The organism is Candidatus Desulfosporosinus nitrosoreducens, from assembly GCF_030954495.1.
In the GTDB taxonomy this organism is placed as follows: Bacteria; Bacillota; Desulfitobacteriia; order Desulfitobacteriales; family Desulfitobacteriaceae; genus Desulfosporosinus; species Desulfosporosinus nitrosoreducens.
The window spans coordinates 149,816-165,136 of record NZ_JAVHUW010000073.1; the positions used below are offsets into that span (position 1 = coordinate 149,816).

Here is a 15,321-nt window from a genome sequence, read left to right on the forward strand (position 1 = left end):
TTTATAAAAACTGGAGTGTGGCAAACAAAACCATGGATTTATCAACAGTTATAGGGCTTATTGCCGGAATCGGGGCATTGCTTGCCGGGTATTTATTAGAAGGGGGAAGCGTCAGCGCTCTGGGGCAATTTTCCGCTGCCTGCATTGTTTTCGGCGGGACAGCCGGAGCAGTTATTACCAGTTTTCCTCTCTCCTCTCTCAAAAACCTTCCCAATTGGTTAAAAGTCGCGTTTACTTCTCAGTCCTTTGGGACTGCCGAGGCCTATGAAACCCTTGTGCGTTTCGCCGAGAAAGCGCGGCGCGAAGGTCTGCTCAGTCTCGAACAGGAGCTGGAAAGCGTAACTGACCGTTTTACCCGCCAGGGTATGCAGCTCGTCATAGATGGGACAGATCCCGAAATAACGAAAGAAATTTTGGAGTCCGATATCGCTGTTTTGGAAAAACGGCACAAAGTTGGCATAAACGTCTTCGAAGCCGCCGGTGGTTTTGCTCCGACACTGGGGATCATTGGAACAGTTATGGGGCTGGTTAAAGTCTTGGGTAATTTATCGGACCCTAACGAACTCTCCAAATCTATCGCGGCGGCTTTCATCGCCACTCTCTACGGGGTATCTTCCGCCAACCTGATCTATCTGCCGCTTGCCACTAAACTTAAAATGAAAGATAAACAAGAAGTCGCTTCCATGGAAATGATTCTTGACGGTATTTTATCCATCCAAGCGGGCGAAAATCCTGCTATCCTTAAAGAAAAGTTAAAGACCCATATAGGGTCAATCACCGAAGCAAAAAATGAAGAGGGTTCGGGAGCTCCCAGCGGTTCCCCTGCTATGGAACGGCGATGAGCAGAAAACGCGAACAGGAAGTAGAAAAGGACAACGGCGAGCGCTGGCTCCTTACTTATTCGGATCTCATTACCTTACTTATGATTTTCTTCGTTGTTCTTTATTCCATGAGTAAAATTGACGCCCAACGCTTTCAGGCTATCGCCGAGTCTCTGAACAAAGCCCTTGGCGGAGGCACTCCCGCCAAGATCGAATTGGCGAATAGTCCGACCGGGCCTTCCCTCTTTCAAACGGGCACCCCTTCGTCGCAAGCCACAGTTCCCGGCAAAGGAACCAATCCCAACAATACGACCTATACCGACCCCGCGGCGAGCACAAACAATTCCAAAGCGGGGCAGGGAAATGCCGATGAGGAAAAAATGAGCATCGAAGAGATCAAGGCTAAGCTGGATAAATTCGCCGCGGACAACAACATTCAAACTAAATTAATAACCTCAATTGAAGAACGGGGTCTTGTGGTCAGCCTGCAAGAGACTTTGCTCTTTGAAAGCGGCTCAGCCGATATTACGGCACACGCCCGGGATATTCTGGAAAAGGTTACAACCGTTTTAGCTTCATCTCCTAATCAGATCAGGGTCGAAGGGCATACCGACAATCTGCCGATTCATACCTCTCAATTCGCCAACAACTGGGAGCTCTCTGTGCTCCGTGCCACTAATGTGGTGGAGATCCTGCAAAAAGACGGCATAACCCCGGACCGGCTTTCCGCGACAGGCTACGGAGAATACCGGCCCATAGCCTCTAATGATACGGAGGAAGGGCGGGCGCAAAACCGCCGCATCGACCTGATTATCCTTCGTTCTAAATACGATGTCACCGAACCGTCTAATCTGGCCCCAGCCTCTGATTCGCTAGCCCCAGTCCCTGCCGTCAAACCTTAAAAAGCCAGGGAATGCACTGCTTGATACAGAATTTGAGTGGCCAGATGAATCTGGTCCGGTTTGAGCAGAGCCGGAATATCTTGAGGGGTGTGGTTTTTGTTTAACCAGTCCCTGGCCATGATTGTTACCGCCGGAATATTCACCGCGTTAAAGCTGACGGAATCACTGTTATGTCCTCCCGTGGGTGTGAGTAGAGCACTTGCTCCACAATTTGCGGCGGCTTGGCGCACTGTCTCTACGGCAAGATTATCTCTATCCGCCCAGAGCGCAAAATCTCCGATTGTGCCATTGCCTACGGTATCCGCATTAAAAACCGCTTTAATTTGGTTCAAGGGAAACGAAGGGTTTTGGACAAAGGCTTCAGACCCCACATATCCCATCTCTTCGGCGCTCCAAAAAGCGACGACAAGGGTACGTTTCGGGATTTTCCCTTCACGCAATATCCGCCTCATAACATCCAGAATACACCCGACCCCCGAGGCGTTATCATTTGCTCCAGGGTAAACTTGGCCTTCAAAAATTCCCAGATGATCATAATGGGCCGAGAGAAGAATTACCTCGCCGGCATTTTCTCCCATTAACCCACCTAACAAATCGGCGCTTGGAGTTCTTAAATTTCGCTGTTCCCCCGGTCTGAAGGTCAAGCGCCCATTGACCTTCGTTTCTATAACCGGCGGAATGGTAAAGGCTTTAAAAAAGCCCGTTTCAGGGTCCCCCATTGGCTTTAAACCCAGCATACTTAACTGAGATGAGAGATAGTCCGCCGCTTTGGCCTCCCCCACGGAACCTGCTTTACGGCCTTGCATTTCCGGGGCTGTTAAAGCGAGGATATCATCCATTGCCGTTCGGTTGAGACTTTCAGAATTCGATTCCGTTTTCGGTTTGGATTTAGGCTCAGATGGCAGCAGTAACTCGACCGGCGGATGCCCTACTTCTTTTTTTATCCATTCTTCCCATTGGGCGGGAAAGGTACTCCAAGGCAGAGAGACCGCCCCCAGGCCAAACAATGTTTTCAAAAAAGCTCTGCGCGTCTGCATAAATTAATCCTTTCTCAAAGGAGAATGCCCATGTCTATACGTATTGATACGCCCCATCAGGCCTCGGCTTCCGCTCCCGATTCTCAAAGCTCTTTAGAACGTTCTAATGACTTCAGCGGAGTTTTATCCAAAACGCAAAAACTCCAGCGGATTGAACTGCAAACCTTTTTCGACCGCTTAGAGACCCAGGGCAAAAAGTTGGCACAATCTTTTTCAATTCGTGATTTAAAAGATTTTCGGGATATGGTAAAAACCTTCCTTCGTTCAACCTTTGGTCAGAGCCGAAAGATGCAAGAGGAATCCTCCTGGGATTTTCAAGGGCGGCCGAAAATTATGGCAAGAATTTCTAAGATCGACCATGCTTTGGACGAACTAGGCCAACAACTTCTCGATCAGCAGGCTAAACCCCTTGAAGTTTTAACTAAGATTGATGAGATTCGCGGACTGATTGTTGACCTCTTCGCCTAGAAAATAGGGGCAATACGCTTATTTCCTGTTGTTTGCCGATGTCTTAATGATCAAATCTTCCCGTATACAATAATGATCGCAATTTTGAAAAGAGAGGTGTCACACTTTGGCTTTTGCTCCTATTGCCAACACTTATGAAGATTTTATAAAAGCGTTTCATCCCAAAAGCGGACTCGATCTTAAATTTTATAAACAAAACCAAATGCAGCGGCGTATTCTCAGCTTTATGAACTCCCATGGGCACACGGTATTCCCCGAATTTCTCAAAGCTTTGGACACGGATCGGGTTTTATATGATGCTTTCTTCAAACACTTAACCATTAATGTCTCACAGTTTTTCCGCGACGCCAACCAGTGGAAAACTTTGAAAGACTCTATCATTCCTCTGCTCCTGCAAAGCAAAAATCCTTTGAAATTGTGGAGTGCCGGGTGTTCCAGCGGACAAGAGCCTTACTCTCTGGCCATGACTTTGCTGGAGTATTTCCCCAGTGCCAAATTCACCGTCATAGGATCGGACATCGACGTCAATGTCCTGACACAGGCCAAAGAGGGTCTCTATAAACAAAATGATTTTGCCAGCACTCCTCCTGAATTCCTGCAAAAATATTTTACCTTAACTGACAAAGGGTATCAAATTAAAGACTCCGTCAAACGCCTGGTCACTTTCCAACACCAGAATCTTCTTACCGACCATTTTCAGTCGGGTTTTGACTTTATCGCCTGCCGCAACGTCGTCATTTATTTTACCGATGAAGCGAAAGAGATGCTCTATTCAAAATTCACGGATGCCTTAAGACCGGGAGGAGTTCTGTTTACCGGAAGCACGGAGCATCTCTTTGGGATGAAACACCTCGGCCTGAAGTCTGTCTCCTCATTCTTTTATCAAAAACAGTAATACTCAAAAAGCGTGCTGCCGCACGCGCTCGAAGCAATTATCCTCATTAATACTTTCCTCTACAACGATGAAAAGGAGCCTTGCTCGCAAAAACGAGAAAGAGCTCCTTCATTATTTCTCTTTGCTGGTCAGCAACTAGGCAAGTGGGCAAATCCTTTCATATTGTTGGATAAACTCTTCTAAAGGATAAGTAACACCTTTACCATGAACTTCAAGCGATACCTGTTGGTCTTTGGGATTATAACCGATAAACTTCATTCCCAGTAATTTGGCCATTTTGGCTAACTCGATCCGCGCACCTCGCCCGAAATCTTTAAATTGCATCCAACACACGCCCCTTTTTTTGTCTTATGACTCCAAAAAAGCTATTGGGTTTAGATTATCTTATCTTATTCATAATAACCTTGCAACTTTCTTTTTCGGGAAAAAATAAAGCTCATCAGGCTTGTCCAATATCTTTACGCCGGCCAGAACCCTAACACACTGATCCCCGCTAAAATTAGAATACTCCCTAAAATTTTGGGCAGCGTAAGCTGCTCATGGAGCAGACAGGTCCCATAAAGTATTGCCAAAACATACCCCAAGGCCACAAGGGGATAAGCATAGCTTAGCTCCCACCTTGATATGACCACCAGCCAAAGAAATGAACTTAAGCCAAAACATAAAAAACCTATGAAAATAGCCGGGGTAAGAATAATTGCCCCCAACTGGCCCCAAATCCCTGTTACAGTGACTTTGCCATAAGTCAGCATGCCTAAGCGAAACAGGAACTGTCCAGTGGCTCCCAGCATAATTGATCCCAAGGCTACAGCCAGCGGCGGAACATCCGAAATAAGATACATAGGAGTACTCCTCGCAATTACTTTGAACATAATAATTGTTTTAAGTTTTCGCGGTTAAGGCGGTAATTATTCAAAGCAAAAGTTTGAAAAGCTATTATAATATTAAAGTGAGTCAGGGAAAACTTGCTATTTGATTTTTATTCCCAAGTATACATTCCACCCATTGCACTCATGCAAGACTTAAAAGACTTTCCGCAAATTAAGGAAATTGCTTTACATCTGGATAACGACACGACCGGAGGGCCAGCGGCCAAAACCATTAAAGTCCTGCGATGGAGGCACTGAGAAAGCAATGCCTTTTTCTTTGTAAACAACTGACTTTGAATAGTATGTATGTATGTCCGAAAATAGCCGGAATTGTTCAAGGAAAATAGTTATTGTAAAGCAGGAAGGTGAGCTTTATGTTAGAAACTGAGCGTCAAATATGGTATGCAGCGTTTAAGGCCAAAGACACACGTTTTGATGGACGTTTATTTGTAGGAGTATCCTCTACAGGGATTTATTGCCGGCCGATATGTCGGGCAAAGATGCCAAAAGCCGAGAATTGCACCTTTTATACCACAGCGGCGGAGGCGGAACAAGCCGGATTTCGTCCATGCCTTATTTGTCGGCCAGAGCTCGCTCCCGGCAATGCCCCTGTAGACGCAACTTCCTCTCTTGCTCATCGAGCGGCAAGGCTTTTAGAGGCACTCTGTGGAAGTGAACAAAGTATCGGGGAAGCCGCCCATCGCCTTGGTTGCACTGATCGCCACCTGCGTAGGGCCTTTACAGCAGAATACAGTGTTTCTCCGGTGCAGTATTTGCAAACATGCAGACTGCTTCTCGCTAAAAACCTTTTGACAGACACGGATCTTTCTGTAATCGACGTTGCAATGGCTGCCGGCTTTGGCAGTTTACGGCGCTTCAATGATCTTTTTAAAAAGCAGTACAATCTTGTGCCAACTGCGCTGCGCCGGCAAGCTGCAACAGCCAAAAACAAGGAAAGCAATGTGACCTTGACATTAGGATATCGTCCACCCTACCAGTGGCAGCAGATGCTGGATTTCCTCGCTTTGCGTGCAATTCCCGGTGTGGAAGTGGTAAGGGACGGAGAGTATTTACGTACTGTGCATTTTGAAACCAGCGGGCAGCGTCATGTCTACGGCTGGATACGCGTCGGTCATCAGCCGAAAAAAAATGCCTTAACCGTTACTGTGGATATCGCCTTGTTACCTGTATTGACACAAGTATTGGCTCGCGTTCGCCACTTATTCGATTTGCACTGCGACCCGGATGCAGTATATGAAACGCTTGTCACAATGAATGATATCCGTCCCGGTCTTTGCGTTTTAGGCGTTCGCGTGCCCGGAAGTTTCGAACCTTTCGAGATGGCGGTTCGAGCAGTACTAGGGCAGCAAATTACCGTAAAAGGAGCAAGAACGTTAGCTGCAAGGCTTGTGGAGAAGCATGGTGTTCCTATCCAAACCGGAATAGAAGGCTTAACTAACGTCTTTCCTTCGCCCCAAGAAATCCTTGCTCTGGACGGCCCAATCAGCAACCATTTAGGACCGCTCGGTATTATCGGGGCACGGGCAAACACTATCTTTGAGTTGGCACGCGCTTTTGTGCAAAAGGACGTAGATTTCAACTTCTGTGCCCAACCAGAAACAGAAGTTCAAAGGCTGATGTCTGTTCCCGGTATTGGGACTTGGACTGCACAGTACATCGCCATGCGGGCTATGGGTTGGCCGGATGCTTTTCTTCATACGGATTACGGCATAAAAAAAGCGCTTGAACCCCGTACTCCCAAAGAAATATTGGGTTTAGCGGAAGCGTGGCGACCTTGGCGCAGTTACGCAACAGTTAATTTGTGGAACTATTTGTAATCCATAAAGAAGACTTGATTCAGGTGGAATTTTAACTCCATCTGAATCTTAGTCGCACTTATCCAGAGACTTAGCCGCTCTTAACTCACCGCTTGCCGAAGCGGGAGTCTTAGAGCGGATTAGTCAGCGGATAAAAACATGAAGGAGAAACTTATGATTTACTCAACACATTATTCATCACCCATAGGCTCAATTTTGCTGGCCTGCAACGGTGAAAGTCTTGTTGGTCTGTGGATGGAGGGTCAAAAGTATTTCGCTGACACCGTAAAGGAAGCAATGTCCGAGAATTCTAATTTACCAATATTTACTGCCACAAAAAATTGGTTGGACAAATATTTTGCCGGTCAAAAACCGGCTATTTCCGATTTGCCCCTGGCGCCTAAAGGAGGTTCGTTTCGCTCGGCTGTATGGGATATGCTATGTGAAATCCCATACGGGGAAGTTATCACTTATGGCGACATTGCCAAAAAAATGGCCGTGAAAATGAACAAGGCAAGTATGTCAAGTCAGGCAGTCGGCGGGGCCGTGGGCCATAACCCTATCTCCATTATTATTCCCTGTCATCGGGTTGTGGGGACAAGCGGCAGCTTAACAGGTTATGCCGGCGGCTTAGATAAAAAAATCAAGCTCCTTGAACTCGAAGGTGTGGATATATCCAAGCTATTTAAGCCATCTAAAGGCACTGCTCTTTAATACCAAGTAGTTAGAAAACCAAAAAAGTGAATCCAGCAAAGGGAAGACCCGAACTGATTCACCACATAAAAAATTGATGGGAAGAGGAATGCATAAATATACATCCCAAACTCCCCATAAGCAGCGAAGCCAACCTGTAAGCCGAGTTCTGTCCCTCCAATACGGAGGTGATGATCATCTATCTCGAACCGCCGTTACCGACGGCCTCTAGCGACCTTACCCGGGAATCAAAACGGGCCGTTCATCGTTCCCCTATTCAGTCTTGCTCCAGGTGGGGTTTACATGGCCAGCCAGTCACCTGACTGCCGGTGAGCTCTTACCTCGCCTTTCCACCCTTACCTGCCGCTCAAGCTGAGTGGCAGGCGGTATATCTCTGTTGCACTTTCCTTGGGGTCACCCCCACTGGGCGTTACCCAGCACCTTGCCCTATGGAGCTCGGACTTTCCTCAGGGGCGACCTTTCAGTCCCTGCCCCCGCGATCATCGAGTTTACTTCGCTTAGTTATCTTACTAAAAAAATCAGTTTTGGTCAAATGGTGAGTTTTGGTTCTTCTCCATTTCTTCCATTTCATCATCAATGTCCATTAAAGCGGTTAACCACTTTGCGCGATTCACGTTATCTTCCTTAAAATTTGTTAAAACCTTTTCGCGTTCCATACGGAGAATTTCTGCTCGATTCATACTGCTCATTCAACTCCTTTCAGTACTTTTAATCAACCTAGAATCAAAATGATTCATAGCAAGCCAGACATTTCATATAAAACTCTATTTTCTGATTATTCCTTATGTACTAACAATACACGATTCGACAATCCTTTGTCAAGTATTAATAATCACTTTCACAAACTTTTTTAGTTTTTCAAAATTTAAAATTCTTATTACAAGACTATTTCTTTAAATTCCTAAATTTTTTAAAGACTACTTAGATTTTCCTGATTTTAGATTAACTCCTGCGGCCTTCCCCCTGGATTATTGCCAGGGGGAAGAATTTACCTCACTCACTTTGATCTCAATTCCCTGCAAGGATTTTTCCGAAGTCAGATACTGGTATAATGACTGAAGCATAGGCGCTTCGCTTAAAAAATGTCCAAGATCGCCAATCGCCATTCCTCCCTCAAGAGCATCAAGCACAGCATGATGATCGGCATCTCCGGTAATCAGCAAATCCGCTCCTTTAAACAAGGCCTTCGGTACAAATCGGCTTCCGCTTCCATTGACAATGGCAACCTTGCGGATCTCTTTCTCCGCCGCTCCAGCCAAACGTATCCCTGTCAAATCATACGGGCGGGCGTAAAGCTTAGATTTCGACAGTTGATCTAAAAATTGACCCCAAAGCGTTCCCAATCTTGCTTTGTGATCCAAATATCCGATGACTCCATACCCTCGCGTTCCTTCGTTGACGTCTGCGGACTGACATTGGCGGTTGAAACTGTTATCAGCAGGCTGCTCTTCAAGAAGTTTCATTTCTTGCAAACCAAGAATTTTTCCCAAACTTAAACTTGAAGATAGACTCGATTGGTCAAGATTGGTGTGGGCGGCGTAATAGCCGATTTGATTGTCGAGTAAACTCAAAGGAAGCCTTGCCGCCGGATTATCTGACCTTAAATTTTTCAGGGGACGAAACATAATCGGGTGATGCGCCACAATAAGCTGGGCTCCAAATTCTTTGGCTTCCGCGATGACCTCCAAAGTTCCGTCTAAAGCGATCAGAATGCGCTTAACCGGCGTAGAACCCGCTCCCACTAACAGTCCGACGTTATCCCATTCCTCAGCCCAGAACTTCGGGGCTAATTTTTCTATAAGCTGTGCTACCAAACCGATTGTTACTGCCATGTCCGCATTCCCTCCACTAAAACCAATTCCTCAGAAACATTTTTGATTTTCTCCATAACCTCTGTTTTACCAGACCGTTTCATTTGCTCTAACCTTCGCTTAAGCATCATCTTGTAATCCCCAAGGTACTCCCGCAAAAGATCTGTGCGTTCTTCGAGAACCAAGGGCCCAAAATGCCATACTAATTGCTCAATAATTTGGGGAAACCCCGCGGAGAACCCGCTTTCAATAGCTTGAGGCCTTAGACGTTGCTGCCAAAGACGTTCCTTGAGCGTCAGATCAGTCATATTCCAACCATTATTGCGCGCAAAAGCCATAACGGTATAGATGAGGCCCTCTTCTTTAACCAGTTGTTCTGTCTTGAGACACCAGCCGGCCTGCAGCAAAGTCAAGCGCAGGGCGCTCTCCCCTCCCTGCGGCTGAACAATCAAATCTGTGACTGATTCTAAAACATCCGGCCGTGCCGCCAAAATTTCCAGCATGGTTTTCCCGCCCATCCCGGCGAAAGTCAAGACATTAACCTCCCCGGCTTTAAGGGGCATCAATCCATCGCCCAGCCTCACATCAACGATCTGCTCTAATTGCCGCCCGCTCACCGCAGCCACGGCGGATTGAAACGGGCCTGCGTGAACATCAATGGCCACTGCTTTAGATAGTTTACCCGCCTCACAAAGAGCAATAGGCAAATAGGCATGATCCGTTCCGATGTCACCCAGACGAGCACCTGCCGGAACCAGCGAGGCTACCATTTGCAGACGGGGGCCCAGTGTAATTGAATGGGTCATAGTTCACCTCTTATACTGAATTCCAGAGCAACTTGCCAACGTTAAAGTAGATAGTTACTCTTTGTATAATATCCAAAAATGCCGCTCATAAAAAACAGCCGATCCCACCTAAAGCAAAATGGACCCCGGCATTTGCCACAGTCCATTATTTCTGTCCTTGGTGGGCGATATTGGTCTCGAACCAATGGCCTCATCCGTGTGAAGGATGCGCTCTACCGCTGAGCTAATCGCCCATTTCGATATTCGTAGTTCGACGTTAATTTGGTGGGCCCACTAGGATTCGAACCTAGGACCAACCCGTTATGAGCGGGGGGCTCTACCGCTGAGCTATGGGCCCGAAAAGGGAAAAATAAATTGGCTCCCCGAGTAGGACTCGAACCTACAACCTACCGGTTAACAGCCGGTTGCTCCACCATTGAGCTATCGAGGAATGCCCTTTGCACGAATTATTATACGTTAATCCAGCCTTATTAGTCAAGCTTTTATCTTAATAAATCTTACGGATCTTAAATTATTTGCGGATCTTACTCCAGGTAATCCTTTAACTTTTTGCTTCTGCTGGGGTGGCGTAGCTTTCTCAAAGCTTTAGCTTCAATCTGCCGGATACGTTCCCGGGTTACCCCGAATTCCTGACCAACTTCCTCCAGAGTTCTGGTGCGGCCATCGTCAAGACCAAAACGCAGTCTCAGTACTTTTTCTTCGCGCGGTGTCAGAGTTTCCAGGACTTCTTCCAGTTGCTCTTTCAGAAGAATAAAGGAGGCGGCTTCGGCGGGAGCGGGAGCGTCATCATCCGGAATGAAATCTCCCAGATGAGAGTCTTCCTCTTCTCCTATAGGAGTTTCAAGGGACACCGGCTCTTGAGCAATCTTCATGATTTCCCGCACACGCTCTACCGGAATATCCATAATTTTAGCGATTTCTTCCGGGGCCGGTTCCCGGCCAAGCTCCTGCAGGAGTTGTCGTGACACTCGAATCAGCTTGTTAATGGTCTCAACCATGTGCACCGGAATCCGAATCGTACGGGCTTGGTCAGCGATTGCGCGAGTGATGGCTTGACGAATCCACCATGTCGCATAGGTGCTGAATTTATACCCCTTAGTATAATCAAATTTTTCTACGGCCTTAATCAGCCCCAGGTTCCCTTCCTGAATCAGGTCCAAAAAGAGCATACCTCTGCCTACATAACGCTTAGCGATACTGACTACCAGCCGCAGGTTGGCTTCGGCAAGCCGACGCTTCGCCTCTTCATCCCCGGCCTCCATACCCTTGGCCAGTAAAATCTCATCTTCAGCTGAAAGCAAAGGCACCCGCCCAATTTCTTTCAAATACATCCGAACCGGATCGTCAATTCCTACTCCTTCCGGAACGGAAAGATCGACTTCTGTTTCTTCTTCGATATCGTCGTCCGCATCATCTACGAGGTCGTCGTCATCATCCGCTTTACCCTTTTTTAAGACTTCCCGTTCTACGTCTTCGGGTTCAGGTACAATGTCTATTCCCATTCGAGCAAGTTGTTGGTAAATATCGTCAATTTGATCCGCAGAAAGCTCGATCCCTTGGAGCGCATCCATAATCTCTCCGTAGGTTAGGGAACCTTTCTTTTTTCCATTTTGTATCAGAGCCTGAACATTGTCTATTTGCTGCTCTTCGCTCACATGTCCCCCGCCTTCCCTCGGATCATTCATTTGAGTGCTCTTAACCTTACTATTTGCCACGTTTCAACCGCTCTCCTATCTCTTTCAACAGAGCCATGGCCCCCGCCATGTCACCGGATTTTTCTAAAGCCACCATGCGGGCCTGAAGATCCCCCACGTTCTCTTCCGCCTGGGCAGCGAGGATATTTTTAGTGCAGTCTGCAAAAAGCCGCTCAGTTTGGGATTTATCTAACTCTTCCAGGATTAGGCTCGCCAAACGACTTTGGATCATTTCATTGCTGTCTGTCGGCACAGAACCCTCCTGATCGAGGTAATCAAAAATCTGTTGATGTGCTGAATCTCTCCAAAAAGATGTTCCCAGCGTTTCCTTAATTCTATTCAGTAACGAGATGTCTTCCACCAGCAAGCGCAAAAGCGTACACTCGGCTCGGTAAACCCCAAGTTCAACCGCAGGCTGGGGAGGGGCGGGTACATCCTTACATATAATGGTATTAGTAATATTATCTCTATTTTTCACAGAACTAATCGGATTTTGAGGAGAATATTCCTCAAAGCGTTCTTTTTGATGTCTTTTCTGTCCCAAGCTTGTGATCTCGCGCTGTACTGCTTCTAACGTAAGCCCCAGCTCCAAACTCAAAAACCGCTCGTATCCTTCCCGCTCGACCGGGCTAGCCACCTTTATAATGTCGGGAGCGAGTTTATGGACTAATTCCGCTTTTTCCAAGATACTCCGGGGAGGTTGCTGGTGCGTTAACGTTCGGTATTTAAACTCAATAAAAGTTGCTGCCTGCTGAAGGAGATTATGAAACTGTTCCCGGCCGTGGTTTTTTAAGAACTCATCAGGGTCTTTAGCTCCAAGCAACGTAAGAACCTCAACCTGTATCCCGGCATCCCGCAGAATCTCTCCGCCTCTTAAAGCCGCATGGATACCGGCATCATCGGAATCATAGAGAAGAACAACACGCTGAGTATACCTGCGTATAAGATTTGCCTGATCCCGCGTTAAAGCGGTCCCTAAGGAGGCCACTGCATTGGGATACCCAGCATTCTGCAGCGCAATCACATCCATATAACCTTCGACCAAGAGGGCGTACCCCTCTTCGCGGATTCCTTGATGCGCGCGATGAATTCCATAAAGATGATGTCCTTTATTAAAATAAGCTGTCTCCGGGGAATTAAGATATTTGGGAACAGAGTCATCCAGAACCCGTCCGCCGAAGGCTATGGGTTGATTGCGCCGATCTAAAATACTGAACAGAACCCGATTGCGAAAACGATCATAAAATTGCCGCTTATCTTTGTCGGACTTTCCCCTTTCTAAAGCCAGTCCAACTTCAGCGACTTCCTGAGGCTGAACCCCACGCGTTTGCAAATAATCGAGCAGTCCGTCCCAACGATCGGGAGCATACCCTAAACGGAATCGGTTCATTGTCTCGGAGTCTATTCCCCGTTTCTCAAAATAACGGCGACCAGGTTCCCCTTCAGGTGACTTTAAGAGGATATTATGGTAATAGTTGGCTGCCCATTCATTAATCTCTTCAAAGCGTCGTCGGAGCCGGGTCTCTTCCCGCTCTCGAGGCGACATTTCTTTCTCTGGGAGCACAACACCGCACCTTTGAGCTAACCGCTGAACACACTCTATAAACGTCCAATTCTCCTTCTTCATAAGAAAGGAGAAAACGTTTCCACCGGTATTGCATCCAAAACAATAAAACATTTGTTTCTCGGGAGTTACAGTGAAACTTGGCGTTTTCTCAGTATGAAAAGGGCAAAGGCCTAAAAAGTTTTTACCTTTTCGCTGTAAGCTGACATATTCAGATATCACTTCAACGATTTCAGTGCGCAAACGCACTTCCTCGATAATTCCCTCGGGGATCAATTCTTCACGAACTCTATTATCCACGTTTTTCGCCCTTCGATTTGCTGCCACATTTCATATGGTTTGTCAACCCTATCTCTATACAATTCTTCGCCGAAAATTCACGGAATCCTCTTTTTTAAACCTCTAATCAAGAATTAGTTTTAAAATGGACACAATTATCATTACGAGATCTATTTAATTCTCTCTTTTTGCCGACAATTCCTCTTTTCTTCGACAAATATTTACTTAAAAATTTCTCCCTTTATTTTTGGCTTTACCTTATAATCCTCAAGAAGAATTATCCAAGCCCTTTTCCACAATCCAAAAGCATGTTAGAATAAGCAATAAACTTCGACTAACTATGTCCTTGATCGCCTTGGTTTTAAATGCTCTGCGGCTTATTGACAGCTAGATTTATAAGGAAGGTGAAGTTATGCCCAGGCTTATCAACAAGATACATATCCTCTCGCTTATTTCTTTGCTCCTCATCGCAACCTTTTTAGCAGGATGCAATTCAGGCAAAACACCGGAAGCCCAACCGTCGAATAACCCACCTGCCGGCTCAACACCAGCGACAACAACGCCGACGCCTTCAGCCGACACCCCTTCGAGTTCCACGTCGCAATCCGTAAAGATAACTCTCTATTTCCCCAATTCTGACGCCAGCGGTTTAATTCCTGTTGAGCGCACAGTTCAGGTAGCCAACCAAGAAGTTATTAAAGCTATGTTTACAGAACTGTCTTCTCCTCCTGCGGGTTTAGAAAGCCCGCTTCCCAAAGGAACCACGTTACTGAACGCCACCGTCAAGGATGGCGTAGCTACCCTTGATCTTTCCGGCGATTTCAAAAAGAACTTTGGTGGCGGTTCTTCCGCTGAAGTAATGACTATGTATAGTATCGTGAATACCCTAACAACCCTATCAGATGTTCATAGTGTGCAATTTCTCCTTGAAGGAAAGAAACTTGATGGTATTCTCGGCAGCCTGGATACCAGTGCTCCGCTTACCAGAAACGATAGCTTAATTTCTAAAACAAATTAACCTGCTTTCCAGGAGAAATAAACGCAGACTTATGTCTAAACCTTAGTTTACTTCTCTTCTTTAAAACTTATACTATAATCATTTACAAATTAGACTTGCCCGTCGGTTAAACCTGTTTTTCTTTCTGCATTTTCCACCCGCTAAATTTGATGGTTCGTGTACGGCTTAGGTGTCCAGTCAAAAGATAAAACACAGGCAGTCTTTAGGCTTGGCTTAAAGACTGCCTGTGTTTTTGCAAGATACTTAGCATTATTGCACCTCAAAACTTAATGGTTTATTGGGGTTACAATTACAATTAATGTTTTCTTTCATTAGATTCTTTAGCACTAACATATACCGGACAACCCATAATGTACATTAATAGCTGCTTTTTCATTTCATTACACCTCCTTGTTCTTGCCGTGAAGATTACTTTAAGTTTCTATCCCTATCATCTCGTGGCTTCTGTGTTAAAGTTACAATCGCGGTTAATGGTTTCTTTAATTGGATTCTTTCGCGCTTTGATATACCGGCCAACGCATATTCGACATTATAAGTTGCTTTTTCATTCCGTTACACCTCCTATTCTTGCCGGGAAGATTACTTTAAGTTTCTATCTCTATCGTCTCTTGGCTTCTGTGTTAAAG

At 46.2% G+C, this 15,321-nt stretch carries 15 protein-coding genes, 3 tRNA genes and 1 other RNA gene; 7 read left to right on the forward strand and 12 right to left on the reverse strand.

The genetic code is table 11. The annotated features are described in order from the left end of the window. Positions 1-32 precede the first annotated feature (32 nt). Together REC12_RS21685 and REC12_RS21690 are read left to right on the forward strand one after the other, a co-directional pair. Positions 33-842: a flagellar motor protein gene (locus tag REC12_RS21685; protein ID WP_308897919.1), complete on the forward strand. Its 810-nt coding sequence runs from the start codon at positions 33-35 to the stop codon at positions 840-842. Continuing rightward, complete coding sequence (locus tag REC12_RS21690; protein ID WP_308897898.1) at positions 839-1,723, forward strand: flagellar motor protein MotB; 885 nt, start codon at positions 839-841, stop codon at positions 1,721-1,723. The genes REC12_RS21685 and REC12_RS21690 overlap by 4 nt, the downstream gene beginning before the upstream one ends. Here REC12_RS21690 and REC12_RS21695 read toward each other — a convergent pair. Beyond that, positions 1,720-2,760 carry a M28 family metallopeptidase gene (locus tag REC12_RS21695; protein ID WP_308897899.1) on the reverse strand — a complete coding sequence of 347 codons (1,041 nt, stop codon included), beginning with the start codon at positions 2,758-2,760 and terminating at the stop codon, positions 1,720-1,722. The genes REC12_RS21690 and REC12_RS21695 overlap by 4 nt on opposite strands. Before the next feature lie 30 nt (positions 2,761-2,790). On the opposite strand from REC12_RS21695, the gene REC12_RS21700 reads away from it, so the two are divergent. Both REC12_RS21700 and REC12_RS21705 read left to right on the forward strand, forming a co-directional pair. Next, positions 2,791-3,228 carry a YaaR family protein gene (locus REC12_RS21700; protein ID WP_308897900.1) on the forward strand — a complete coding sequence of 146 codons (438 nt, stop codon included), beginning with the start codon at positions 2,791-2,793 and terminating at the stop codon, positions 3,226-3,228. A gap of 106 nt (positions 3,229-3,334) precedes the next feature. Continuing rightward, positions 3,335-4,123 carry a CheR family methyltransferase gene (locus tag REC12_RS21705; protein WP_308897901.1) on the forward strand — a complete coding sequence of 263 codons (789 nt, stop codon included), beginning with the start codon at positions 3,335-3,337 and terminating at the stop codon, positions 4,121-4,123. Positions 4,124-4,258: 135 nt separating this feature from the next. Here the strand turns inward: REC12_RS21705 and REC12_RS21710 are convergent, their stop codons facing one another. Then, a complete protein-coding gene (locus REC12_RS21710; RefSeq protein WP_308897902.1) occupies positions 4,259-4,447 on the reverse strand; it encodes a hypothetical protein in 189 nt (62 codons plus the stop codon). Between the two features lie 134 nt (positions 4,448-4,581). Further along, positions 4,582-4,965: an EamA family transporter gene (locus REC12_RS21715; RefSeq protein ID WP_308897903.1), complete on the reverse strand. Its 384-nt coding sequence runs from the start codon at positions 4,963-4,965 to the stop codon at positions 4,582-4,584. Positions 4,966-5,366: 401 nt separating this feature from the next. On the opposite strand from REC12_RS21715, the gene REC12_RS21720 reads away from it, so the two are divergent. Beyond that, positions 5,367-6,830, forward strand: coding sequence for an AlkA N-terminal domain-containing protein (locus REC12_RS21720; RefSeq protein ID WP_308897905.1), 1,464 nt, complete (start codon positions 5,367-5,369; stop codon positions 6,828-6,830). A gap of 153 nt (positions 6,831-6,983) precedes the next feature. Then, positions 6,984-7,523 carry a methylated-DNA--[protein]-cysteine S-methyltransferase gene (locus REC12_RS21725; protein WP_308897906.1) on the forward strand — a complete coding sequence of 180 codons (540 nt, stop codon included), beginning with the start codon at positions 6,984-6,986 and terminating at the stop codon, positions 7,521-7,523. Positions 7,524-7,644: 121 nt separating this feature from the next. On the opposite strand, the gene rnpB is transcribed toward REC12_RS21725, so the two are convergent. The 9 genes from rnpB to dnaG all read right to left on the reverse strand — a co-directional run bounded on the left by rnpB (position 7,645) and on the right by dnaG (position 13,698). Continuing rightward, positions 7,645-8,018: RNase P RNA component class A (rnpB, locus tag REC12_RS21730), an RNA gene on the reverse strand. Between the two features lie 23 nt (positions 8,019-8,041). Then, entirely contained in the window at positions 8,042-8,203 is a 162-nt protein-coding gene (locus REC12_RS21735; RefSeq protein ID WP_308897907.1) for a hypothetical protein, read from the reverse strand. A 288-nt stretch (positions 8,204-8,491) separates the two neighbouring features. Continuing rightward, complete coding sequence (locus REC12_RS21740; RefSeq protein ID WP_308897908.1) at positions 8,492-9,355, reverse strand: Nif3-like dinuclear metal center hexameric protein; 864 nt, start codon at positions 9,353-9,355, stop codon at positions 8,492-8,494. Further along, positions 9,346-10,140: a tRNA (adenine(22)-N(1))-methyltransferase gene (locus tag REC12_RS21745; RefSeq protein WP_308897909.1), complete on the reverse strand. Its 795-nt coding sequence runs from the start codon at positions 10,138-10,140 to the stop codon at positions 9,346-9,348. The genes REC12_RS21740 and REC12_RS21745 overlap by 10 nt, the downstream gene beginning before the upstream one ends. Before the next feature lie 158 nt (positions 10,141-10,298). Next, positions 10,299-10,373, reverse strand: a tRNA-Val gene (locus REC12_RS21750). Positions 10,374-10,402: 29 nt separating this feature from the next. Next, a tRNA-Ile gene (locus REC12_RS21755) sits at positions 10,403-10,477 on the reverse strand. 18 nt (positions 10,478-10,495) lie between these two features. Then, positions 10,496-10,570 (reverse strand) — tRNA-Asn (locus REC12_RS21760). 94 nt (positions 10,571-10,664) lie between these two features. Next, positions 10,665-11,855 (reverse strand): RNA polymerase sigma factor RpoD, encoded by a 1,191-nt coding sequence (rpoD, locus tag REC12_RS21765; protein ID WP_308897910.1) that lies wholly within the window; start codon positions 11,853-11,855, stop codon positions 10,665-10,667. After that, complete coding sequence (gene dnaG / locus REC12_RS21770; RefSeq protein WP_308897911.1) at positions 11,845-13,698, reverse strand: DNA primase; 1,854 nt, start codon at positions 13,696-13,698, stop codon at positions 11,845-11,847. Before dnaG ends, rpoD begins: the two co-directional genes overlap by 11 nt. A 391-nt stretch (positions 13,699-14,089) precedes the next feature. On the opposite strand from dnaG, the gene REC12_RS21775 reads away from it, so the two are divergent. Beyond that, entirely contained in the window at positions 14,090-14,695 is a 606-nt protein-coding gene (locus REC12_RS21775) for a GerMN domain-containing protein (RefSeq protein ID WP_308897912.1), read from the forward strand. Positions 14,696-15,321 lie beyond the last annotated feature (626 nt).

Bases quoted from the DNA above. Each gene is read 5' to 3' on its own strand.
- REC12_RS21685 (WP_308897919.1), top strand. From the start codon at position 33: ATGGATTTATCAACAGTTATAGGGCTTATTGCCGGAATCGGGGCATTG.
- REC12_RS21690 (WP_308897898.1), top strand. From the start codon at position 839: ATGAGCAGAAAACGCGAACAGGAAGTAGAAAAGGACAACGGCGAGCGC.
- REC12_RS21695 (WP_308897899.1), bottom strand. From the start codon at position 2,760: ATGCAGACGCGCAGAGCTTTTTTGAAAACATTGTTTGGCCTGGGGGCG.
- REC12_RS21700 (WP_308897900.1), top strand. From the start codon at position 2,791: ATGTCTATACGTATTGATACGCCCCATCAGGCCTCGGCTTCCGCTCCC.
- REC12_RS21710 (WP_308897902.1), bottom strand. From the start codon at position 4,447: ATGCAATTTAAAGATTTCGGGCGAGGTGCGCGGATCGAGTTAGCCAAA.
- REC12_RS21715 (WP_308897903.1), bottom strand. From the start codon at position 4,965: ATGTATCTTATTTCGGATGTTCCGCCGCTGGCTGTAGCCTTGGGATCA.
- REC12_RS21720 (WP_308897905.1), top strand. From the start codon at position 5,367: ATGTTAGAAACTGAGCGTCAAATATGGTATGCAGCGTTTAAGGCCAAA.
- REC12_RS21725 (WP_308897906.1), top strand. From the start codon at position 6,984: ATGATTTACTCAACACATTATTCATCACCCATAGGCTCAATTTTGCTG.
- REC12_RS21735 (WP_308897907.1), bottom strand. From the start codon at position 8,203: ATGAATCGAGCAGAAATTCTCCGTATGGAACGCGAAAAGGTTTTAACA.
- REC12_RS21740 (WP_308897908.1), bottom strand. From the start codon at position 9,355: ATGGCAGTAACAATCGGTTTGGTAGCACAGCTTATAGAAAAATTAGCC.
- REC12_RS21745 (WP_308897909.1), bottom strand. From the start codon at position 10,140: ATGACCCATTCAATTACACTGGGCCCCCGTCTGCAAATGGTAGCCTCG.
- REC12_RS21775 (WP_308897912.1), top strand. From the start codon at position 14,090: ATGCCCAGGCTTATCAACAAGATACATATCCTCTCGCTTATTTCTTTG.